Raw genomic sequence first — 21,125 nt, forward strand, 5'->3', positions numbered from 1 at the left:
TAACCGGAGTAACACCATGGCAACCTTCGCATACGGCCGCGTCAGCACCAAAGAGCAAACCGCAGACAACCAGAAGATGGAAATTGAAGCGGCCGGCCACCAGGTCGATTACTGGTATGCGGATACCATCAGTGGCAAGACCAGCGCCAGCGAGCGCCCGGAGTTCGCCGCGCTGCTGGCCCAGATTCGCAATGGCGAAACTCTGGTAGTGTCTAAGCTGGACCGCCTGGGCCGTGATGCGCAGGACGTCGGCGCCACCGTCAAGCTGCTGGCCGCCCGGAAAATTGCTGTAATCGTGCTGCAACTGGGCAAGCTAGACCTGACTTCGCCAGCAGGCAAGATGATGATGACCATGTTGGCAGCTGTGGCCGAGATGGAGCGCGATTTGCTGGTGGAGCGTACACAAGCGGGCCTCGCCCGTGCCAAAAGTGAAGGCAAGACGCTGGGGCGCCCAGCGAAGACCAACACCGAGCAGCGCGCAGACATAATCGCAAGATATGCCGCTGGTGAGAGCGTCAGTGCCTTGGCGCGGGCGTATACGGTATCACGAGCAAACATCTTGGGTGTGGTTAAGCTCACCTAAGCAATGCGAACTTATGGCAGTTGAATGCCAAATATTGTCAAACCGTTTTTTCGCCAATTTGGCGGCAAGTCCTTTTCATAGTCCAGATACCCAGCCAAAGCTTTAACGTTCGCCAGCGTCTGCTTTTGCGCTATCACCATTCGATGCACGAGGTCCAATGTAGTTATGAATGGGATTTGCAGGTCTCCTGCAACCCACCCCATTCCGCCGTCGTCACTCACTGCGGTAGTTGGAACGCCTGAGTTGGTAAATACATAAGCATGAGCTAGCACCTCGCAGTCGTTGGTTGATGGCAGCGTGTATCTATTTGCCTTAATAGCAGTTACGCTACTAATCGAATGCGCTTTGATGTTGGAGCGCATCATCTTTATTTGGGAAGACTTTGCTGCATCCATCGGGATCAGATTTTGTCGACGATTCAATGCGTACGGAGCCTGACCAGCCCAGTGGAATTTAGTCTGCAGGCGAGGTGCCCTAGTCCACTCTAAATGCACCTCTGGAGTAACTACGGCCTTTTCGGGCGCAGGATAAAAATTGGTTCCAAGCAGTGGATTGATGCTGTAGGCAAGCCGAAGATATGAACACGTGTCAAGTAAATATAGCAACTTAAACTCAGCAGTTATTAGGAGGCGTTGCCGCCAAGTGCCAAGTACATTTCTTTGGCGTCGAGGATAGACGTTTCAAGCACCTCGGCAAGCCATCCCGGACCTTGCGCAGAGTCTCGAAGGTATGACACCAAGATATCAAAAAACGGAGTGACAAAAGCTTCCTTTGTAGTAGCAATATAAGTCGCTGCATCCGGCGCGCCCTTTGGGAATAACAAATGGGTCACAGTAGGGAATTGCTTTTCAAAATTCTTCATCGCGCCAAAAATGCTGAACTTGAAAACTGGCAGCCCGTTATGCTTGGCATAGTTGTTAATCGCCAAGTACACAGTGTACAGGGAAATAACACGTTCTTGCGCAGCTGCTTTTATCAGATTGACCGCCACACCATCGTGTTTTCCGATTAATTGTTGATATAACTTTGCTGCGCATGCGCGAGGGTAAAGTAGCGCCCCAGCGAAAGCATCGGCGAAATCTTCACCGTCGTTCGAGCCTGCCAAATCAGGTGTGAAAACATGCGCAAGCTCATGTGCCATCCAGAAATTAAAGTCGCATACGTTCGCGTCTAGATTTAGATATACCCACGTGGCGTTGGATTCCGGCAGAAAAATATGCAGTGCGTTGCCGTGTTTCTCTCTTTCCCCCCACATGACGGGAACAAGTACCGCGCCGAGCTCATTGAATTTAGCAATGAGATTGCCATAACTAATAATTGATTCATCGGACATACCAAGGGATTTGCGCAGGTCGCTCACTACCTGTTGGATGTAGTTGTAATCCTGAGACGGTTCGCGGAAAGTCGCCGCCTTAACATGACGATTGTCCAAATAGTTCGCGAGGGGACGAAGCAGTCGACCTTTAGTTCGAGCGAGTTCTATCTCAACTTCTGTCGTTATTTTTTGCGCTTTTCTACGATACGCAACTACAGGCTCCGGGAGCTTTGGCGACGAATTCACGACCATGTCGTCGAAAGACATGTTCAAAATGAAAGAAAGCTTTAACAGGCGATTTGCTGCAGGGAAGGCCTCTCCAGACAGCCATTGCGTTACGGCGGCAGGTACGACCTCCAGCCGACGCGCTAAGTCGTCGTAGCTCAGATTTAGAGCTTGCACCGCACGCGCAATCTGAGGGGTATTTAAACGAGAATCCATTGTGTCAGTATGAGGTCGAATAGTAAATTGTCAAGTTAAATCAACAATTTAAGTAATTCTGCCAAGGATGGTTGCCATTGAGCAACATAAGTTAAATAAGGCGAATTTGCCTACACGGTGCCTACACAGAATCTGTAATGAAGCCGTGAGCAAAAAAGGGTTACAGAAATAGTTCTGTAACCCTTTGATTTTCCTACTGAATTCTGGTGCCGACTGCCGGTTTCGAACTGGCCACCTGATGATTACAAATCAACTGCTCTACCAAATGAGCTAAGTCGGCAAAAACTGCGCGTTGCGAATTATACGCTATTTAATGCGCGTCAGGGTCGGGCGGCCGCCTTTTTTTGGTGGCTCGTCGTCGCCGGGCGGCGTGTCGCGGGGTTCGGTCGGTCCGGTGTTGCCAGTCGGCACCGATGACAGGGTCGGGCCGGTCGCTGCCGGGGCGGGCGGTGGTGGCGCGTCGGTCGATGCGGGGCTGTCGGTGGGCTGGCCGTGCGGGTCGTCGTTGCCGAGCACGGGTTCGAACGCCATGCCCTGGCCGTTTTCGTTGGCGTAGATGGCCATCACGTTGTCGACCGGGACGTAGATTTCGCGCGAGACGCCGCCGAAGCGGGCGTGGAAGCGCACGGCGTCGTTGTCCATCTTCAGGCCGCTGGTGGCGCCGAAACTGATGTTCAGGACGATTTCGCCTTTTTTCACGTATTCCATCGGTACCGTGGTGCGCGAATCGACTTTGACCGCGAGGTAGGGCGTGTAGCCGCTGTCGGTGCACCACTCGTAGATGGCGCGCAGCATATAAGGTTTGGTTGAGATTTCAGACATGATAGGCACTGTGAGGCGGGAGCGCGCCTGTCGGGGACAAGGCGGCGCACCGGTAATTCAATGAAACAGAGCAACTGAAAATAATCCAAGATGCCCCAGAAAGCGTAGCGAGCAAGCCCGATATCGGCTTGAGTAACGCAGCCGTACTTTCGTACGGCGAGTAACGCCAAGTCGAGAGCGGCTGCGCACTAGCTTTATGGGGATATCTTAGCGGCGCATTACTTTCTCTGACGGCGTCAGCGCTTCGATATAGGCAGGACGCGAGAAGATGCGTTCGGCGTATTTCATCAGCGGCGCGGCCGTTTTCGACAGTTCGATGCCGTAGTGGTCCAGGCGCCACAGCAGCGGCGCGACAGCCACGTCGAGCATCGAGAATTCGTCGCCCAGCATGTACTTGTTTTTCAGGAACAGCGGCGCCAGCGTCGTCAGGCGGTCGCGGATTTCCGCGCGCGCCTTGTCGTGGGCCTTGTCGTTGCTCTTGGCGCGTTCGCTTTCCAGCACGTGCACGTGCACGAATAGTTCTTTCTCGAAATTGAACAGCATCAGGCGCGCGCGGGCACGCATCAGCGGATCGGCCGGCATCAGCTGCGGATGCGGGAAGCGCTCATCGATGTACTCGTTGATGATGTTCGATTCATACAGAATCAGTTCGCGCTCGACCAGGATCGGCACCTGGCCGTACGGGTTCATGGTCGAAATGTCTTCCGGCTTGTTGAACAGGTCGACGTCGCGCACTTCGAAGTCCATGCCTTTTTCAAACAGGACCAGGCGGCAGCGTTGCGAAAATGGGCAGGTTGTACCCGAATAGAGAACCATCATTTTTTATAGTTCCTTAGAAACAAAGGGGGTGAAGCCGCGAACGGCTCACCCCAAGGTCGCTTGTCCACTCGTGCGGACAACGCTAGAAACAGGCATTAACCGGCGTTAAGCCGGCGCCTCACTTATTTGACTTCCTTCCAGAACGACGCATTCAGGCGCCATGCCAGCAGAGCAAAAGCCGACAGGAACAGCAGCACCCAGACGCCCAGGCGCTTGCGTGTCTGTTGTGCCGGTTCGGCCATCCACTCCATGTAGCCGACCAGGTCGGCCACCGCAGTGTCATACTCGATCTTGTTCAACGTGCCTGGCTTGACTTGCTCGAAGCCGACAAACTTGTGGATTTTCTTGCCCGCTTCGTGCGGATCATTCTCTTCCACAAACTTGGCAGACTGGATACCTTGCAACTCCCACAACACATGCGGCATGGCAACATTCGGCACGACCATGTTGTTCCAGCCGGTCGGCCGCGTGTCGTCTTTATAGAACGTACGCAGGTAAGTATACAGGTAGTCGCCGCCTGTGCCAGCGGAAGATGATTTCGCGCGCGAAATTACCGACAAATCGGGCGGTACCACGCCGAAAAACGCCTTCGCGTCCTTCGGCGCCAGCGCCGTGGTCATCAGGTCGCCCACTTTATCACCGGAGAACAGCAGATTCTGCTTGATCTGGTCTTCCGTCAGGCCCAGGTCTTTCAGGCGGTTGTAGCGCATTGAGGCGGCAGCGTGGCAATTGAGGCAATAGTTGACGAACAGTTTGGCGCCATGTTGCAGCGCCGCCATGTTGGTCTGGCGGTCAGGTGCCTTGTCCAGCGGGAAGCCGCCTTCGTTGGCGAAGGCCATGGCCGGCACGAACGCCAGGATGGCGAGCAGTTGTTTTGCAATCTTCATTTGATGTATGTCCTTTGAGCGTGGCGTGGGATCGGCTTAGTGCGGGTGAAACGTCACACGCGACGGCACGGTCTTGAACTTGCCCATGGCACTCCACCATGGCATCAGCAGGAAGAAGCTGAAATAAATCAGGGTGCACACCTGCGACACGATGGTCTTGGCGTCCGTTGGCGCCTGGGTGCCGAGGTAGCCGAGGATCAGGAACGACAGGCCGAAGATGGCATACACGATCTTGTGCCAGCTTGGACGGTAGCGGATCGACTTCACCGGCGAATGGTCGAGCCATGGCAGGAACGCCAGGATCACCACCGAGCCGCCGAAGAACACCACGCCCCAGAATTTCGCATCCAGCACCTGTGGCAGCATGCCGACGATGGCCAGCAGGGCAATCACGGCAATCGCCGTCTTGACCTTGATCGACAGGCGCGACTTGAGCCAGATAAACACCACGTAGGCGGCCACCGCGCCCATCAGCACATACATGAAGTCGGCCGTGGTGGCGCGCAGCACCGAGTAGAACGGCGTGAAATACCAGGTTGGCGCGATGTGCAGCGGAGTCTTCAGCGAGTCGCCCGGCAGGAAGTTGTTGTATTCCAGGAAGTAGCCGCCCATTTCCGGCGCAAAGAACACCACCGCGCTGAAGATGACCAGGAAGATCGACACGCCGAACAGGTCGTGCACGGTGTAGTACGGATGCGACGGGATCGAATCGAGCGGATGGCCGTCGGCGCCCAGGGTTTCCTTCACTTCGATGCCGTCCGGATTGCTCGAACCGACTTCGTGCAGGGCGATCAGGTGGGCTGCAACCAGGCCCAGCAGTACCAGCGGGATGGCGATCACGTGGAAGGCGAAGAAACGGTTCAGGGTGGCGTCGGACACCACATAGTCGCCGCGGATCCACAGCGACAGGTCAGGACCGATGAACGGGATCGCGCCGAACAGGTTGACGATCACCTGGGCGCCCCAGTACGACATCTGGCCCCATGGCAGCAGGTAGCCGAAGAACGCTTCGGCCATCAGGCACAGGAAGATGGCGAAACCGAACAGCCAGATCAGCTCGCGTGGCTTGCGGTACGAGCCGTACAGCAGGCCGCGCGTCATGTGCAGGTAGACGATGATGAAGAAGGCGGAGGCGCCGGTCGAGTGCATGTAGCGCACCAGCCAGCCCCATGGCACTTCGCGCATGATGTACTCGACCGAATTGAAGGCCAGCGCCGCATCGGGCTTGTAGTGCATGGTCAGGAAGATGCCGGTGACGATCTGCAGCACCAGCACCAGCATGGCCAGCGAGCCGAAGATGTACCAGAAGTTGAAGTTTTTCGGAGCATAGTACTTGCCCCATTGATCGTTCCACAGCTTGGTCAGGGGAAAGCGGTCATCGACCCAGCCCAGCGCTTTTTCGGCGGCCGGGGCATCGGCCGGAAATTTGGTTTCTTTGAAAGCAGCCATGATCAAGCCTCGCCTTTATCGTCTTTACCAATGACCAGTTTGGTGTCGCTCAGGTACATATGACGCGGCACTTGCAGGTTGTCCGGTGCCGGCTTGTTCTTGAACACGCGGCCGGCCATGTCGAAGGTGGAGCCGTGGCACGGACACAAAAAACCGCCTTCCCAGTCATCGGGCAGCGATGGTTGTGGGCCGGGGGTAAATTTCGAGGAAGGAGAGCAGCCGAGGTGGGTACAGATGCCGACGGCGACGAGGATTTCAGGCTTGATGGAACGGGCTTCGTTCATGCAGTACGACGGCGTAAACTCGGCGGGATTGCGTTGCGAATTGGCATCGGCGACCTTGCCATCGGTCTTCTTCAGCGACGCGATCATTTCCGGCGTGCGCTTGAGGATCCAGACCGGTTTGCCGCGCCATTCGACGGTGCGCATTTCGCCGGGCTGCAAGGTGGCGATATCTACTTCGACCGGCGCGCCGGCGGCTTTCGCTCGCTCCGACGGCTGGAAGGTGCTTACCAAGGCTCCCGCGGTTGCCAACCCTACTACACTGCCCGCCGCGCACGTGGCGACGAGCAAGCCGCGGCGGCCTGAATCGACCTGCTTTTCGTTACTCATGCAAACCCCAATCAGTCAAAATGCGAATCTTTATTATGAATGGCAGCCGCGAAAAATCCGTCGCCGAAGCGCTTTCCCACCGTTTGCCCGTCTGCGTCTCTTTGGACGATAACGTGGCGACATCCCTGCGGAACTTCGGTCAATGGCGCAGCTTTTGCCATTTTCTTGTTAATCGCCACAGCGCGAAAAAGCCGCCATTGGCAACCGCAAATTATAAGTGAAGCAAACAACGAATAAAACCAAAACGTTGCTTGTACCATAATTTATATACTTTTGCAGGCAGTGGCTAGTTCTTTCGAACTAGAAAGGTTGCGTCAGGCAACAATGCTGCGATCGCACATGCAAAAACTCGGGCCGACAGGAATCAATAGTATGATCGTCATGTTTTTATAGCCACCCGAAGGAGAGATCATGGCAATGATGAAAGAGTTTAAAGAATTTGCAATGAAGGGCAATGTCGTCGATCTGGCGGTCGGCGTCATCATTGGCGGCGCCTTCGGCAAGATTGTCGATTCGCTGGTGCAGGATGTAATCATGCCGCCGATCGGCCGCATTTTCGGCGGCCTCGATTTTGCCAATTACTACCTGCCGCTGAACGGCCAGGCCACCACCATGACGCTGGTGGAAGCCAAGAAAGCCGGCGCCGTGCTGGCCTACGGTAACTTCATTACCATCCTGCTCAACTTTATCATCCTGGCCTTTATCATCTTCCAGATGGTACGCCTGATGAACAAGGCGCGCCGCGCCCATGCGCATCCGCCTGAACCGGCCAAGCCGGCTGCCGTGCCGGAAGACATCGTGCTGCTGCGCGAAATCCGCGATTCGCTCAAGGGCGCGCCGAAAAACAACGATCTGGCACAATAAACCGTTCCGGCACGGGCCGGCTGACACTGGATAAAGCTTTATGCGACGATTTTGGTTGTTGTTTGCGCAAACCGTGACCATCGCGTTGGCGCTGTATTTTGTCTACGGCGCGCTGCGCCCGGCCAGCCGGGTCCAGCAGCTCGGCTCGCCCGCCACGCCGATCCCCGTGGTGGAAACGGCGTCCAGCAGCCTGGCGCCCGGCTCGTTCCGCGACGCGGCGGCGCGCGCCATGCCGGCGGTGGTCAACATCCTGACTACCCAGGCGCCCAAGCGCGGCAGTCACCCCTTGATGCGCGACCCGTTCTTCAAGCGCTTTTTCGGCGAACGCACGCCGGAGCTGGACGAAGGCGCCGGCGGCATGAAGAACAGCCTGGGCTCGGGCGTAATCGTCAGCCATGAAGGCTATATTCTTACCAACAACCATGTGGTCGAAGGCGCCGACGAAATCGAAGTGGTGCTGACGGACGGGCGCAAGGCGCCGGCCCAGGTGGTGGGCCTCGATCCGGAAACGGACCTGGCCGTGATCAAGGTCAAGCTCGACAAGCTGCCCGTGATCGTGCTGGGCCAGTCCGAGCAGGCACGCGTGGGCGACGCCGTGCTGGCGATCGGCAATCCGTTCGGCGTGGGCCAGACCGTGACCATGGGCATTATCTCCGCGCTGGGCCGCAACAACCTGCATATCAACAGCTTTGAAAACTTTATCCAGACCGATGCGGCCATCAACTTCGGCAATTCGGGCGGCGCGCTGGTCGATACGCGCGGCAACCTGATCGGCATCAACACGGCCATCTATTCGCAAAGCGGCGGCTCGGTCGGCATCGGCTTTGCCATTCCTGTCTCCACCACCAAGACGGTGATGGAAGCGATCATCAAGAACGGCCACGTGGTGCGCGGCTGGATTGGCGTGGAAACCCAGGACATCACGCAGGAGCTGGCCGACAGCTTCGGCCTGCAGCGCACCAGCGGCGCCATCATTGCCGGCGTGGTGCGCGGCGGGCCGGCCGACAAGGCCGGCATCAAGCCGGGCGACATCCTGCTGTCGGTGCAAGGCAAGACGGTGGGCGACACCACCGAAATGCTGAACCTGATCGCGCAACTGCCGCCCGGCGAAAAAGCTAAAATGACGGTGCTGCGCAAGAGCCGCGAGGCGGCGCTGGACGTGGTGGTGGGCAAGCGTCCCACCCCGAAGGAACTGAACAAATAGCCGCGAATCGGAACCGATACATGCATGTACGTGATTTGACCCAATTTTTAAAAGAACTGAGCGAGAACAACAACCGTCCTTGGTTTGTGATGAACAAGCCGCGCTACGACATCCTGCGCGAAGAATTCCTCGCCTTTGTCACCAGCCTGATCGGTGAACTGGGCAAGTTCGACCCGGCCGTAAAATTCTGCAATCCCAAGAAAGCCATGTTCCGCATCAACCGCGACGTGCGCTTTGCCCACGATAAAAGCCCCTATAAAACGCGCTTTTCGGCGGCGATTGCGCCGAACGACATGCGCCGCCCCAGCAAGGCTGGCGGACCCACCTACTACGTGCAGGTCGATGGCCACGGCAATGTACTGTTCGGCGCCGGCGAATATATGCCGCCACCGGGCCGCCTGAAGGCACTGCGCGAACACATGGTCAACGATGCGCCAGGTTTTTCCAAAGTGCTCAAGAATAAGCGCCTGAAGGCGCGCTTCGGCACCATCCAGGACGAGGGCAAGCTGCAGCGTCCACCGAAGGGTTTCGACGCCGACGCCGAACATATCGAGTTCATCAAGCTGAAAAGCTTTTTTGTCTGGACCGAGCAGCCGCTGCCGCTGAACGACCCGGACCAGCTGTTGTCGATGGTGGCGGAAGGCTTGAAGGATGCCTATCCCCTGGTGCAATGGATGCGCAGCGCGAAAGAAGAACTGGAAGAGTCCGAGGAAGCAGCCGACTAACCCACCGGGAGCATATGATGGCACTGGAACACGCAAAGTCAGGACAGGTAATCAAGGTGCAGGGGAGCGAGGGTGAAGACCTGTCGCAGTTCTCCGCGATCGCGCTGGCCAAGACGGACGAGCTGGAACTGATCCGCATGTGCATGCCCAAGGGCAAGACCATGCCCGAGCATCATGTGCTGGGAGAAATCACGCTGCTGTGCCTGCAAGGGCAGGTGGCGCTCGACGCCCACGGCAGCGTGCAGCTGCTGGGGCCGGGACAGATGGTGTACCTGCACGGCGGCCAGGCCCATGCACTGGAAGCGCGCGAGGACAGTCTGCTTTTGCTGACGATCCTCATGGCCAAGGCCGGCAGATAAGGTCAGGTCGCTTCATCGCGCGGGTCGCGCGCCAGCAGTTGCTGCACCATCTCGTGCGGCAGGTCGCCATCGAACAGCACGCCGGCCACCGCATTGGTGATCGGCATTTCGACCTGCATGCGCTGCGCCAGTTCGCGCACGGCTTTCGCACACGGCACGCCTTCGGCCACATGGCCCAGTTCGGCCACGATGGTGGCCAATGGCTTGCCCTGCGCCAGGCCCAGCCCGACACGGCGGTTGCGCGACAAATCTCCGGTGCAGGTCAGAATCAGGTCGCCCATGCCGGTCAAACCCATGAAGGTTTCCGTCTGGCCACCGAGTGCCGTGCCCAGGCGCGTGATTTCCGCCAGGCCGCGCGTAATCAGCGCGGCGCGCGCATTCAGCCCCAGTCCCAGGCCGTCGGCCACGCCGGTGGCGATCGCCAGCACGTTTTTCACGGCGCCACCGACTTCCACGCCGACCAGGTCTTCGCTGGCATAGACGCGGAAACTGCCGCCATGCAAGGCGGTCACCACGCAGCTGCGCAGTTTGGCGCAGTGCGAGGCGATCGTCAGCGCGCACGGCAGGCCGCGCGCCACTTCCTGCGCAAACGAGGGGCCGGACAGGGCGCCGCCGGCGACCGTGTTGCCTAATATTTCCTCGAAGATCTGGTGCGGCAGCTGGCCGGTGCCGTTTTCAAAGCCCTTGCACAGCCACACCAGGTTGGGAATGTTCTTGTCTTTTAATTGCAGCAGCAACGGACGCAGGCCCGCTACCGGGCAGGCGGCAATCAGCATCGCCTGCTCGCCGCTCGCATGGGCGATGGCGGCATCGAAATCGGCTGACATACGCAGTTGGGGCGGCAGGGCAAAGCCGGGCAGATAGCTGTTTTCGCCGCTGGCGGCCATGGCGGCCATGGCCTCGGCGTTGCGGCCCCACAACATCACGTCGTGGCGGCCAGCCAGCGCCATCGCGACGGCCGTGCCCCAGGCGCCGGCGCCCAGGATGGTGATGCGGCGGCGCGCGGGTGCGCCGGCCGCAGTTACTTCGGAAATGGCAGGCATGCGCTTACAGGCCCCACACTTCGCTGGTCTTGACGTAGCCGACCTGGCCGTCCTTGTGGCGCACCTTGAGCCAGTTGCCGCTCGGCTGCTCGCTCATTTCCAGCAGCACGCCCTTGTCGACCAGCAGCACCGGCGAGGAGGTGTCGTCCGGGCTGGCACGGACCTTCAGGTTGGCGGCGCGTGCCACCACATTGCGCTTGGCGGACAGGCCCTTCGCTTCGGTCCAGGCCATTTCGCCGCTGGCGTCGCGCACCTTGACCCACTCGCCATAGCTGAGCACCACTTCGAGCGGCATGCCGCGCGGCGCCACATACAGCTTGCCGCCCTTGGCGGACGGCGCGTCATACAGGATCACGGGGGCGGCGCCCACCGTCTTGAAGTCGACGGCGTGGCTGGCGGCCGTGGCCAGCAACAGCAGGGCGCCCGACATCCAACGCAATTTGCTCATGACCGTACTTTTCAACATGTTGTCTGGTGAACCTTGAATGAAACACGGCGGCCAATATCATCAGCCGCCGTGTCGGGCCAACCCGGGAAGGGCTGGCGAAGTCTTGCCGAAACCTGGAGCGCCTGACAGAACCGTAGCGAGCGGCAGCGAGTTGTGGCCGAGAAGCGGAGCTGTGCGCATGCACAGTGAGCATCGGAAGCCGCAAATCGCGACGCCCAGCAGGTTATGTCAGGTGATCTTAGTTGATGGTTTCGTTTGGTGCTGCCGCAGCGGCGTCGGCAATGGCTTGCAGACGTTGCTGGTAGAACACTTCGAAGTTGATCTCGGCCAGGTGCACTGGCGGGAAGCCGGCACGGGTGATCACGTCGGCGATGTTGGCGCGCAGGTAAGGGTAGATGATGTTCGGGCAGCCGATTCCCAGCAGCGGATCGAGTTGATCGGCAGGAATGTTGCGCGCTTCGAAGATACCAGCTTGCTTGCCTTCAACCAGGAAAGCGACTTTATCGCCGACCTTGGCCGTCACGGTGATGGTCACGGTAGCTTCGAAGATGCCGTCGGCCAGAGGCGCTGCGCCCACGTCCAGTGCAACTTCGATGGCCGGCGCTTCCTGCTCCAGGAACACGGCTGGGGAATTTGGTTGCTCCAGCGACATGTCTTTCAGGTAGACGCGTTGGATTTGGAAGACTGGTTGCAGATTTTCGTCAGACATGGAACGCTTTCGTTGTAATGGACAAGAACGGCACACCGTTCAAATAGGGTGCGTACGACTACGGTGCTTGCAGCAAACCGCGCCGGATAGGCGCCGCTTGCAGGGGTGCGAGGACAATTGTATCAAAACAATACCGCCTAAAACCAAGCAATTTCTCGACCCCGCTTTATATCAGGTTGCCGTGCCATTTAACAAGGGGTCCAGCTTGCCGGCTTGATCGAGCGCATACAAGTCATCGAAACCGCCCACGTGGGTGTCGCCAACATAAATTTGCGGTACCGTGCGGCGGCCGGTGCGTTCCATCATCTTGACGCGCTCGGCCGGATCGAGGTCGACGCGGATTTTTTGCACGGTGACGCCCTTGGCTTCCAGCAGGCGTTCGGCGCGAATGCAGTACGGGCACACGGCGGTGCTATAAACGATGACGGGGACGGACATGGTGTTTCTCCTTGAGTGAGTAACGCTTACTTGGCCAGCGACATTTTGGCCGGCGACGGCGATTTCAATGGCAAGCCCTGCTTGGTCCATTCATCAATGCCGCCTTCCAGGCTGGTTGCTTCGGCAAAGCCAGCCTTGGTCAGCACGGCAACGCCGGTTGCAGAGCGCGACCCTTTCTGGCAAACCACTACAATGGGGCGCGTTTTGAATTTTTCCAGCTCTGCCACGCGTTTTTCCAGCTCCGGCAGCGGAATATTTTTGGCGTCAGGCAGGCTGCCCTTGGCGAATTCTTCCGGATTGCGCACGTCCACGATGATGGTCTTGCCGCGGTTGATCAGCTGGGTGACCTCCAGTACGCTGGCGCGTTTGCCGCGCATCGACAGCAGTGGCCAGAGCAGGGCGCCGCCGGAAAGGATAACGATGGCAAACAGGAAAATGTGGTCGATAATGAATTTCACGAAGGGTCCAATGGTTTAAGTCAATCCGCGCATTATAAAATAGAAGCCGGAACAGTTCTTTTTTACCTTTTGCTTTTTTGACTGAAACCTTTTAGAAGATAGAACCATGTACAAAATCGTTTTCATGCGTCACGGCGAGTCCACCTGGAACCTCGATAACCGCTTCACCGGCTGGACCGACGTCGATCTGACGGAAAAAGGCGTCAACGAAGCCAAGGCCGCCGGCCAGATCCTGAAACAGGAAGGCTTTACCTTCGACCTGGCCTACACCTCGGTGCTCAAGCGCGCCGTGCGCACCCTGTGGCTGGCACTGGACGAAATGGACATGATGTACCTGCCGATCAAGAACGACTGGCGCCTGAACGAGCGTCATTACGGCGCGCTGCAGGGCCTGGACAAGGCGGAAACCGCCGCCAAGTACGGCGACGAGCAGGTGCTGGTATGGCGCCGCAGCTACGACACGCCGCCGCCGGCGCTGGAAGAGGGCGATGACCGCGCCTCGTTCAACGATCCGCGCTATGCCGGCCTGCCGAAGGCGCAGATTCCGCTGACCGAATGCCTGAAGGACACCGTGGCGCGCGTGATGCCGGCCTGGGACGAGGAAATCGCACCGGCGATCCGTGCCGGCAAGAAGATCATTATTTCCGCCCACGGCAACAGCCTGCGTGCGCTGATCAAGATGCTTGACGGCATCAGCGACAGCGACATCGTCGGCCTGAACATCCCGAACGGCCAGCCGCTCGTGTACGAACTCGATGCCGACCTGAAACCGATCCGCCATTACTACCTGGGCGACCCGGCAGCGATTGCAGCAGCCCAGGCTGCCGTAGCGAACCAAGGGAAGGCCAAGTAACTTTGCAGTCTTTCTTCCGCGGCACAGTCATCGCCCCCTCTGCTGAACGTCCCCTGCCGGCCTGGCGCGCCGGCGCCGTATTGTGCCTGGCCCTGCTGCTCTCGTGCGGCAGCGCGCAGGGCGCCAGGCTCACCGAACGCAGCAAGCAGAAGGCGGCCGCGGAATTGCAGCGGGCCGGCCTGCAACAGAAGCTGACTGCGCTCAAGCGCGATATCAGCCAGACCGAAAGCGCCAAGGACGACGCGGCCGATACGCTGGCCGAGTCGGAAGAGGCGATCTCCAACGCCAACCGCGCCTTGCGCGACCTGGCGCAGGAACAGAGCGACACCAGCGTCAAGCTCACCGTACTGGACAAGGAGCACCGCGAGCTGACCGCCACGGTGGCCAAGCAAAAAGGACAATTGTCGAAATTGCTGCGCGAACAATATGTCGCCGGCAATGAAGACCGCATGAAACTGCTGTTGTCGGGCGACAATCCGAACCGCATCAACCGCGATTTGCAACTGATGGCGTATGTCTCGCAGGCGCAGGCGCGCCTGCTCGAATCGCTGCGCGCCAACTTGCAGGCCGTGGAAAAGAACCAGGCCGAGGTCCAGAACGCCAAAGATGAACTGGAAGAAATCGCCCAGGAAGAGCGCGACCAGAAAGCCCTGCTGGTGCAGGAAAAGGCACGCCGCGCGGCCATGCTGGCCAACCTGTCGCAGCGCCTGGTGGCGCAGCGCAAGGAAGCGGGCAGCGTCGAGCGCGATGAACAGCGGATGGGCAACCTGGTCGACAAGCTGGCCAAGCTGATCGAAGAACAGGCCGCCGCTGCGGCCGCCGAAAAGAAACGCCAGCAGCTACTGGCCGAACAGCGCGCCGCCGCCAAAGCCGCTGCCGCCGCCAGGGCCGCCGAAGAAAAACGTGAGCGCTTGCTCGCGGCGCGCGCCAAGGCCGAAGCGCAGGCGCAGGCCCAGGCGCAAGCGCGGGCACTGGCTGAGCGCGAACGGCTGGCCAGGCAGCAGCAGAACAAATCGGGCACCATCAAGCCGCAGACGCCATCACCTGTGCTCGTACCTGTTCCCGTCCCGGTCCCGGTCCCTGCGCCGCCCGTCAAGCTCGACCCGATCGACAACGACGAGCCGCCGCAGATCGCCAAGGTCACGCCCAAGCCCGAGCCGAAGCCCGAACCCAAACCCGAGCCGAAGCCTGAACCGGCAGCGCCGGAACCGGCCCGGCCGACCCTGGCGCCCGCGCCGCCGGCCGGCGCATTCGCCAGCCTGAAAGGCCAGCTGCGGCCACCGGTGTCGGGACGCGTCGCGGCCCGTTTCGGCAGCAAGCGCGGCGACGGACCCAGCTGGAAGGGCGTGTTCATCAAGACCGGCGAGGGCAGCGAAGTGCATGCCGTCGCTGCCGGGCGCATCGTGTTTTCCGACTGGATGCGCGGTTTCGGCAACCTGATCATCGTCGACCATGGCGGCCAGTACATGAGTATTTATGGCAATAACCAGGCGCTGCTCAAACGCGCCGGCGACAGCGTGAAGAGCGGCGACGCGATTGCCAGCGCCGGCAACAGCGGCGGCAACGAGGAATCAGGACTATACTTTGAGCTGCGCTACCAGGGCCGCGCCTTCGACCCCGCAACCTGGGTGAAGTTTTAGCAACAACGTACTTGCAGATTGCGAATCACATATGGGCATCACAGTAAGAAGTATCAGCTTGATCGGTCTGGGCCTCGTGGCCGGCATCGGCGCGACCTTGCAGTTTCCCGCCATCGCGCAAAAAGCCGGTGCGCCGCTGCCGCTGGACGAGCTGCGCCAGTTGTCCGACGTGTTTGGCCTGATCAAGAGCGATTACGTTGAAAAGGTGGAAGACAAGAAGCTGTTGTCCGAAGCGATCGCCGGCATGGTCTCCTCGCTTGATCCGCATTCCGTCTACCTGGACAAGACTGCCTTCCGGGAAATGCGCGAAAACGTGCAGGGCAAGTTTGTCGGCATCGGCATCGAAGTGAGCATGGAAGACGGCTACGTGAAAGTGGTCTCGCCGATCGAGGACAGCCCGGCCTTCAAGGCCGGCATCGCGGCCGGCGACGTGATCACGCGCCTGGACAACGTGCCGCTCAAGGGCTTGCAGCTCGACGACGTCATCAAGCGCATGCGCGGCCAGCCCGGCAGCAAGCTGGTGCTGACGGTGTCGCGCAAGGGCGAGAGCAAGCCGCTGGTGTTTCCCATCGTGCGCGAAGAGATCCGCGTGCAGAGCGTCAAGGCCAGGATGGTCGCGCCCGGCTACGCCTGGCTGCGCATCGCCCAGTTCCAGGAACCGACCGTCGACGACATGGTCAGGAAAATCAACGAGCTGTATGCGCAGGACCCCAAGCTCAAGGGCCTGGTGCTCGACCTGCGCAACGATCCGGGCGGCGTGGTGCCGGGCGCCATCGGCGTGTCGGCCGCTTTCTTGCCCGGCAACTCCGTGATCGTCTCGACCAGCGGCCAGCTGCCGGAATCGAAACAGGTGTTCTATGGCCGCCGCGAGTTCTATGCGCCGCCGGGCGCCAAGGCCGATCCGCTGGCCAAATTGCCCGCCGCGCTGAAAACCGTGCCGCTGGTGGTGCTGGTCAATGCCGGCTCGGCCTCGGCCTCGGAAATCGTGGCCGGCGCGCTGCAGGACTACAAGCGCGCCACCGTGATCGGTACGCAAACCTTCGGCAAGGGCTCGGTGCAGACGCTGCGCCAGCTGACCGCCGACACCGCCGTCAAGCTGACCACCGCCCGCTACTTCACGCCGAAAGGGCGCTCGATCCAGGCGCGCGGCATCGTGCCCGACATGCTGGTCGATGAAACGGCCGATGGCGACGGCTGGAACAGCCTGCGCGTGCGCGAAGCGGACCTGGAAAAGCACCTGCACAGCGACGACGGCCAGCCCGAAGTGGGCGCGCCGACGCTTGGCACCGTGCAGAGCCAGCTGGAAGAAGAGCAGCGCCTGGTCGCCAGCGCGAAAAAGCGCAAGCCGCTCGAATACGGCGCCAAGGACGATTTCCAGCTGCAGCAGGCGCTGAACCATTTCCAGGGCTTGCCGGTGCAGCTGTCCAAGGTGGAACCGAAGGCGGACGCCAAGGCGGTCAAGATCGCCGACAAGCCCGAGATCAAGTCCGATATCAAGGCCGAGGATAAAAAGATTCCGGTGCAGAAGCCTTGATAAACGCTGTCGATATACCCCAAACCCAACCGCAAGGGCCGGGGTCGGACCCTCAGGGACTCGGCGTCCCCGTCCTGCCCCCAGTATTTGTTTGGGGTTAGTGGTCATGAACGACAACCAACTGCTGCGCTACTCGCGCCATATCCTGCTCGACCAGATCGGCATCGAAGGCCAGCAGGCCCTGCTTGACGCCCGTGTGCTGGTGATCGGCGCCGGCGGCCTCGGCTCGCCAGCGGCGATGTACCTGGCCTCCGCCGGCGTCGGCAAGCTCACGCTGGTCGATGACGATACGGTCGACCTGACCAATCTGCAGCGCCAGATCGCGCATGTCACCGAGCGCGTGGGCCAGCCCAAGGCCGCTTCCGCGCGCATCACCTTGCACGCCATCAATCCCGATATCGACGTGGTCGCCCTGCAGGAGCGCGTCGATGATGCGCGCCTGGCCGAGCTGGTGGCAGAGTCCACCGTGGTGCTCGACTGCACCGACAATTTCGCCACCCGCCACGCCGTCAACCGCGCCTGCGTGGCGCGCCGGGTGCCACTGGTGTCGGGCGCGGTGATCCGTTTCGACGGCCAGGTCAGCGTGTTCGATCCGCGCAGCGGCACGCAGCCGTGTTATTCGTGCCTGTTCCCGCAGGACCAGCAGTTCTCCGACGAAGCCTGTTCCACCATGGGCGTGTTCGCCCCACTGGTCGGCGTGGTGGGCAGCATGCAGGCGGCCGAGGCGCTCAAGCTCGTCATGGGCATCGGCGAGTCGCTGGCCGGCCGGCTGCTGCTGCTCGACGGCCTGCACATGGAATGGAGCAGCATGCGCGTGGCGCGCGATCCGGACTGCCCCGTCTGTGGAAATGGCGCCTTGTCGGTCTGAACACATAGAGTTAAATTTTCATAAATTTCCCCCATATGACAGGCTTTGTCATATTTCGGCTTTATACTCTGGATTCCACAGACTTACTTCTCTCTTCTTATGCAAAACGCAGCAACTCGTTCGATACCGCAGCGCCGCGCGCGCGGCTTCACGCTGATCGAAATCATGGTGGTGGTGGTGATCATGGGCATCCTGGCGTCGCTGGTAGTGCCCAAGCTGATCGCCCGTACCGGCGAATCGAAAGTGGCGGCGGCAAAAGTCGATATCGCCACCGTGATGCAGGCCCTGAAACTGTACCGACTGGACAACCAGCGCTATCCGACCACCGAGCAGGGCTTGCGCTCGCTGGTGGAAAAACCGACCGTCGGCCCGGCCGCGAATGGCTGGAAAGCGGGCGGCTACCTGGAAAAAATGCCGAAAGACCCATGGGGCAATCCTTACCAGTACCTGTCGCCGGGCCTGAAGGGCGAAGTCGACATCATCTCGCTGGGCGCCGACGGCCAGCCTGGCGGTAGCGGCGACGATGCCGATATCGGTTCCTGGGACCAGTAAGTCTTTCATTGCACGCCTGCCATGAGCGCCAAACGCCAGCTGCGCCAGCGCGGCTTCACGCTGATCGAACTGCTGGTAGTGATGGTCATCATCGGCGTCACGCTGGGACTGGTGTCGCTCAACGCCATGCCCAACGGCCAGCAGGCGCTGCAAAAGGAAGCCGAGCGCATCGCGCTGCTGCTGCAGCTGGCGCGCGACGAGGCGATCGTGCGCAGCCGCCAGGTGGCGTTCGAAGCCGATGAAAACCAGTACCGTTTCCTGGTCCTCAATGAAAAGCTGTGGCAGGCCGTGACCAACGATGATCTGCTGCGCGAACGCAGCTTTGCCAATACCCCCATGCTGCTCAGCGTGCAGCCGTCGACCAGCGTGGCGCAGCCGCTGCGCATAGTGTTCGGCCGCGAGCCGGTCGACAAGCCGTTCGTGCTGACCTTGGCCAGCGGCGAGCGCAGCGTGGCTATCCGCGCCGACGGCATCGGCCACTTCACGGTCGAACAATAATGCGATTTTTTTCCCGCCAACAGCGCCAGTCCGGCTTCACTTTGCTCGAAGTGCTGGTGGCGCTGGTGATCGTCGGCACGGCGCTGGGCGCGTCCTTGCGCGCCGTCGGCAGCCTGACGCAGAACAGCGACGGCCTGCGCAGCGCCATGATGGCCACCTGGTCGGCCGAAAACCACCTGGTGCGCCTGCGCCTGGCAAAGACCTTTCCGCAGACCGGCAAGCGCACCGAGGATTGCCCGCAGGGCGACCTGAAACTGATCTGCGAAGAAGAAGTCGTGGCCACGCCGAACCCGCGCATGCGGCAGGTGCGCGTGAACGTCTATGACGCCCAATATCCGGCCCGGCGCATCGTGCGCCTGGTCCTGCTGGCGTTCAACGACTGATGGCGCGCCCGCGTTCCCCTGCCGCCGGCTTCACGCTGATCGAACTCCTGGTGGCGATCGGCATCCTGGCCATGGTCGCGGTGCTGGGCTGGCGTGGCCTGGACAGCATCGTGCGCTCGCGCGAAGTGCTCAACGCCCAGCTGGACCAGTCGCGCGGCATGCAGCTGACGTTTGCGCAGATGCAGAGCGATTGCGACCACCTGGCCGGCGCCAATACGGCTGCGGGTGTCACCAATACTTTGCTCAATGGGCGCGCCAACCTGTCGGCCGAGCAGGACCGGCTGATCCTGGTACGCCTGGCCGCCTCCGAACTCGAACCGCAGCAGCTGCAGGTGGTGACCTACCGGCTGCTGGGCGGCGTGCTGACGCGGCGCGAGTCGAACGGCACGCGCGACCTGGCCGTGCTCGACACCTTGTGGCAGGCGGCGCGCGACGATACCGACACCAGCACCGCCGACGTGGTGCTGATGCGCGGCGTGGACAGCATGGCGCTGCGCGGCCAGCGCAGCCTCGCCAGCAGCGCCGCGCCCGAGTGGATCACGCTGGCCAATGGCAGCAAGACCGCTGACCTGGTCGGCATCGAAGTGACGCTGCAGCTGCCGGGCCAGGTGGCCGGCCTGTCCAAAGTCTTCTTGCTGGGGCCGGGATGAAACCGTTCCGTCTTCCGGCTCGCCAGCGCGGCGTGGCCGTCATCACGGCCTTGCTGCTGACGGCGCTGGCCATCACGGTGGTGGCCAGCCTGTTCTGGCAGCAGCAGGTACAGGTGCGCTCGATGGAAAACCAGCGCCAGCGCCTGCAGACGCAATGGGCCATGCGCGGCATGGTCGACTTCGCGCGCTTCTGGCTGCGCCAGGACAATCCGTCGCTGACGGCGCTCGACGGCGTGTGGGCCACGCCGATCGAGGAAGCGCGGCTCGACGATTATGTGGACCGCGAAAAGGTCGAAATGGAAAAATTCGACGCCACCGTCTCGGGCCGCGCGCTCGACGCACAGGGCCGTTTCAACCTCACCAACCTGGTCGATGTGATGGGCAACCCCAGCCCGCCCCACCTGCAGGCGTATCAGCGCCTGCTGGGCAACTTGCAACTCGATAGCGGGCTGGCGCAGGCCACCGCCGATGCGGTGGTGCGGGCGCGGCCCAAGGTGCGCGCGGCGGCTGGCAGCAATGACGCGAAACCCGCGACCACCACGTCCGGCAGCAGCGAACCGGTGGCCATGACGCAGCTCGAGGATCTGCTGGCGATACCTGGCTATACCCCGCAGATCATCGACAAGCTGCGCGACTACGTGATCGTGCTGCCGCAGGTGACGCCAATTAACGTCAATACGGCGTCGGCCGAGGTGCTGTCGGCCGTCACCGACATGTCGGTCTCCGAGGCCAGCGCGCTGACGCTGTCGAACCCGCGCAAAAAGTTTGTTGATCGCGCCAATTTCCTCAATAATATCAATGGCAAGAATGCGATCGACGGCGTGGCGCTCGATGTGAAGAGCCAGTATTTCCTCACCGTCATCCGGGTACGGCTGGACCGCGCCGCGCTCGATGCGCAGGCGCTGGTGTGGCGCCAGCCCAACCCACAGCGCACCACCAGCCTGGTCTGGTTGCGGGAAAATTAAAACCTGA

At 60.6% G+C, this 21,125-nt stretch carries 26 protein-coding genes and 1 tRNA gene; 14 read left to right on the forward strand and 13 right to left on the reverse strand.

The window, feature by feature from the left end:
• Positions 1-16: 16 nt before the first annotated feature.
• Complete coding sequence (locus RTQ46_RS00220; protein ID WP_312433860.1) at positions 17-583, forward strand: recombinase family protein; 567 nt, start codon at positions 17-19, stop codon at positions 581-583.
• Between the two features lie 11 nt (positions 584-594).
• Here RTQ46_RS00220 and RTQ46_RS00225 read toward each other — a convergent pair whose 3' ends face one another.
• The 8 genes from RTQ46_RS00225 to petA all read right to left on the reverse strand — a co-directional run bounded on the left by RTQ46_RS00225 (position 595) and on the right by petA (position 6,927).
• Positions 595-1,005 carry a hypothetical protein gene (locus tag RTQ46_RS00225; protein ID WP_312433862.1) on the reverse strand — a complete coding sequence of 137 codons (411 nt, stop codon included), beginning with the start codon at positions 1,003-1,005 and terminating at the stop codon, positions 595-597.
• A 200-nt stretch (positions 1,006-1,205) separates the two neighbouring features.
• Positions 1,206-2,339: a helix-turn-helix transcriptional regulator gene (locus RTQ46_RS00230; protein WP_312433863.1), complete on the reverse strand. Its 1,134-nt coding sequence runs from the start codon at positions 2,337-2,339 to the stop codon at positions 1,206-1,208.
• A 204-nt stretch (positions 2,340-2,543) separates the two neighbouring features.
• A tRNA-Thr gene (locus tag RTQ46_RS00235) sits at positions 2,544-2,619 on the reverse strand.
• A 26-nt stretch (positions 2,620-2,645) separates the two neighbouring features.
• Entirely contained in the window at positions 2,646-3,161 is a 516-nt protein-coding gene (locus RTQ46_RS00240) for a ClpXP protease specificity-enhancing factor (protein WP_312433864.1), read from the reverse strand.
• A gap of 207 nt (positions 3,162-3,368) precedes the next feature.
• Entirely contained in the window at positions 3,369-3,980 is a 612-nt protein-coding gene (locus RTQ46_RS00245) for a glutathione S-transferase N-terminal domain-containing protein (protein ID WP_010394154.1), read from the reverse strand.
• 122 nt (positions 3,981-4,102) lie between these two features.
• Positions 4,103-4,867, reverse strand: a complete 765-nt coding sequence (locus RTQ46_RS00250; protein WP_312433870.1) for a cytochrome c1 — start codon at positions 4,865-4,867, stop codon at positions 4,103-4,105.
• Positions 4,868-4,903: 36 nt separating this feature from the next.
• Positions 4,904-6,316 (reverse strand): cytochrome bc complex cytochrome b subunit, encoded by a 1,413-nt coding sequence (locus RTQ46_RS00255; protein WP_312433871.1) that lies wholly within the window; start codon positions 6,314-6,316, stop codon positions 4,904-4,906.
• A 2-nt stretch (positions 6,317-6,318) separates the two neighbouring features.
• Complete coding sequence (gene petA / locus RTQ46_RS00260; RefSeq protein WP_312433872.1) at positions 6,319-6,927, reverse strand: ubiquinol-cytochrome c reductase iron-sulfur subunit; 609 nt, start codon at positions 6,925-6,927, stop codon at positions 6,319-6,321.
• Positions 6,928-7,338: 411 nt separating this feature from the next.
• Between petA and mscL the strand changes: the two genes are divergently transcribed.
• The 4 genes from mscL to RTQ46_RS00280 are packed head-to-tail and all read left to right on the forward strand — an operon-like array spanning position 7,339 to position 10,079.
• Positions 7,339-7,791, forward strand: a complete 453-nt coding sequence (gene mscL / locus RTQ46_RS00265; protein ID WP_312433874.1) for a large conductance mechanosensitive channel protein MscL — start codon at positions 7,339-7,341, stop codon at positions 7,789-7,791.
• A gap of 40 nt (positions 7,792-7,831) precedes the next feature.
• A complete protein-coding gene (locus RTQ46_RS00270; protein WP_312433875.1) occupies positions 7,832-8,995 on the forward strand; it encodes a Do family serine endopeptidase in 1,164 nt (387 codons plus the stop codon).
• 20 nt (positions 8,996-9,015) lie between these two features.
• Entirely contained in the window at positions 9,016-9,720 is a 705-nt protein-coding gene (locus RTQ46_RS00275) for a DUF2461 domain-containing protein (RefSeq protein WP_312433876.1), read from the forward strand.
• 14 nt (positions 9,721-9,734) lie between these two features.
• On the forward strand, positions 9,735-10,079 hold the full coding sequence (locus RTQ46_RS00280) for a hypothetical protein (RefSeq protein WP_312433877.1): 345 nt from the start codon (positions 9,735-9,737) through the stop codon (positions 10,077-10,079).
• 2 nt (positions 10,080-10,081) lie between these two features.
• Here the strand turns inward: RTQ46_RS00280 and RTQ46_RS00285 are convergent, their stop codons facing one another.
• The 5 genes from RTQ46_RS00285 to RTQ46_RS00305 all read right to left on the reverse strand — a co-directional run bounded on the left by RTQ46_RS00285 (position 10,082) and on the right by RTQ46_RS00305 (position 13,175).
• Positions 10,082-11,122, reverse strand: a complete 1,041-nt coding sequence (locus RTQ46_RS00285; RefSeq protein WP_312433878.1) for an NAD(P)H-dependent glycerol-3-phosphate dehydrogenase — start codon at positions 11,120-11,122, stop codon at positions 10,082-10,084.
• Positions 11,123-11,126: 4 nt separating this feature from the next.
• The gene (locus RTQ46_RS00290) at positions 11,127-11,570 is read right to left on the reverse strand and encodes an SH3 domain-containing protein (protein WP_312433880.1); all 444 of its coding nucleotides are present in this window, start codon (positions 11,568-11,570) and stop codon (positions 11,127-11,129) included.
• 238 nt (positions 11,571-11,808) lie between these two features.
• Positions 11,809-12,279 (reverse strand): protein-export chaperone SecB, encoded by a 471-nt coding sequence (secB, locus tag RTQ46_RS00295; RefSeq protein WP_312433881.1) that lies wholly within the window; start codon positions 12,277-12,279, stop codon positions 11,809-11,811.
• 171 nt (positions 12,280-12,450) lie between these two features.
• Positions 12,451-12,717 (reverse strand): glutaredoxin 3, encoded by a 267-nt coding sequence (gene grxC / locus RTQ46_RS00300; protein WP_312433882.1) that lies wholly within the window; start codon positions 12,715-12,717, stop codon positions 12,451-12,453.
• Positions 12,718-12,743: 26 nt separating this feature from the next.
• Positions 12,744-13,175, reverse strand: coding sequence for a rhodanese-like domain-containing protein (locus RTQ46_RS00305; RefSeq protein WP_312433883.1), 432 nt, complete (start codon positions 13,173-13,175; stop codon positions 12,744-12,746).
• Between the two features lie 106 nt (positions 13,176-13,281).
• Between RTQ46_RS00305 and gpmA the strand changes: the two genes are divergently transcribed.
• From gpmA to gspK, 9 genes are all read left to right on the forward strand, one after another.
• Positions 13,282-14,028 carry a 2,3-diphosphoglycerate-dependent phosphoglycerate mutase gene (gene gpmA, locus RTQ46_RS00310; RefSeq protein WP_312433885.1) on the forward strand — a complete coding sequence of 249 codons (747 nt, stop codon included), beginning with the start codon at positions 13,282-13,284 and terminating at the stop codon, positions 14,026-14,028.
• Positions 14,029-14,120: 92 nt separating this feature from the next.
• Positions 14,121-15,668 carry a murein hydrolase activator EnvC family protein gene (locus RTQ46_RS00315; protein WP_409518284.1) on the forward strand — a complete coding sequence of 516 codons (1,548 nt, stop codon included), beginning with the start codon at positions 14,121-14,123 and terminating at the stop codon, positions 15,666-15,668.
• A 31-nt stretch (positions 15,669-15,699) separates the two neighbouring features.
• On the forward strand, positions 15,700-17,202 hold the full coding sequence (locus RTQ46_RS00320; RefSeq protein WP_312433886.1) for a S41 family peptidase: 1,503 nt from the start codon (positions 15,700-15,702) through the stop codon (positions 17,200-17,202).
• Positions 17,203-17,308: 106 nt separating this feature from the next.
• Positions 17,309-18,070 (forward strand): molybdopterin-synthase adenylyltransferase MoeB, encoded by a 762-nt coding sequence (locus RTQ46_RS00325; protein WP_312433888.1) that lies wholly within the window; start codon positions 17,309-17,311, stop codon positions 18,068-18,070.
• Positions 18,071-18,169: 99 nt separating this feature from the next.
• The gene (gene gspG, locus RTQ46_RS00330; protein WP_308923444.1) at positions 18,170-18,622 is read left to right on the forward strand and encodes a type II secretion system major pseudopilin GspG; all 453 of its coding nucleotides are present in this window, start codon (positions 18,170-18,172) and stop codon (positions 18,620-18,622) included.
• Between the two features lie 21 nt (positions 18,623-18,643).
• Positions 18,644-19,120, forward strand: coding sequence for a type II secretion system minor pseudopilin GspH (gspH, locus tag RTQ46_RS00335; protein WP_312433891.1), 477 nt, complete (start codon positions 18,644-18,646; stop codon positions 19,118-19,120).
• Entirely contained in the window at positions 19,120-19,503 is a 384-nt protein-coding gene (gene gspI / locus RTQ46_RS00340) for a type II secretion system minor pseudopilin GspI (RefSeq protein WP_312433892.1), read from the forward strand. Before gspH ends, gspI begins: the two co-directional genes overlap by 1 nt.
• The gene (locus RTQ46_RS00345; protein ID WP_312433894.1) at positions 19,503-20,153 is read left to right on the forward strand and encodes a prepilin-type N-terminal cleavage/methylation domain-containing protein; all 651 of its coding nucleotides are present in this window, start codon (positions 19,503-19,505) and stop codon (positions 20,151-20,153) included. Before gspI ends, RTQ46_RS00345 begins: the two co-directional genes overlap by 1 nt.
• Positions 20,150-21,118 (forward strand): type II secretion system minor pseudopilin GspK, encoded by a 969-nt coding sequence (gene gspK, locus RTQ46_RS00350; protein ID WP_312433895.1) that lies wholly within the window; start codon positions 20,150-20,152, stop codon positions 21,116-21,118. The genes RTQ46_RS00345 and gspK overlap by 4 nt, the downstream gene beginning before the upstream one ends.
• Positions 21,119-21,125: the final 7 nt, after the last annotated feature.

Origin of the sequence: Janthinobacterium sp. (assembly GCF_031995485.1) — a bacterium.
Taxonomy (GTDB): domain Bacteria; phylum Pseudomonadota; class Gammaproteobacteria; order Burkholderiales; family Burkholderiaceae_D; genus Janthinobacterium.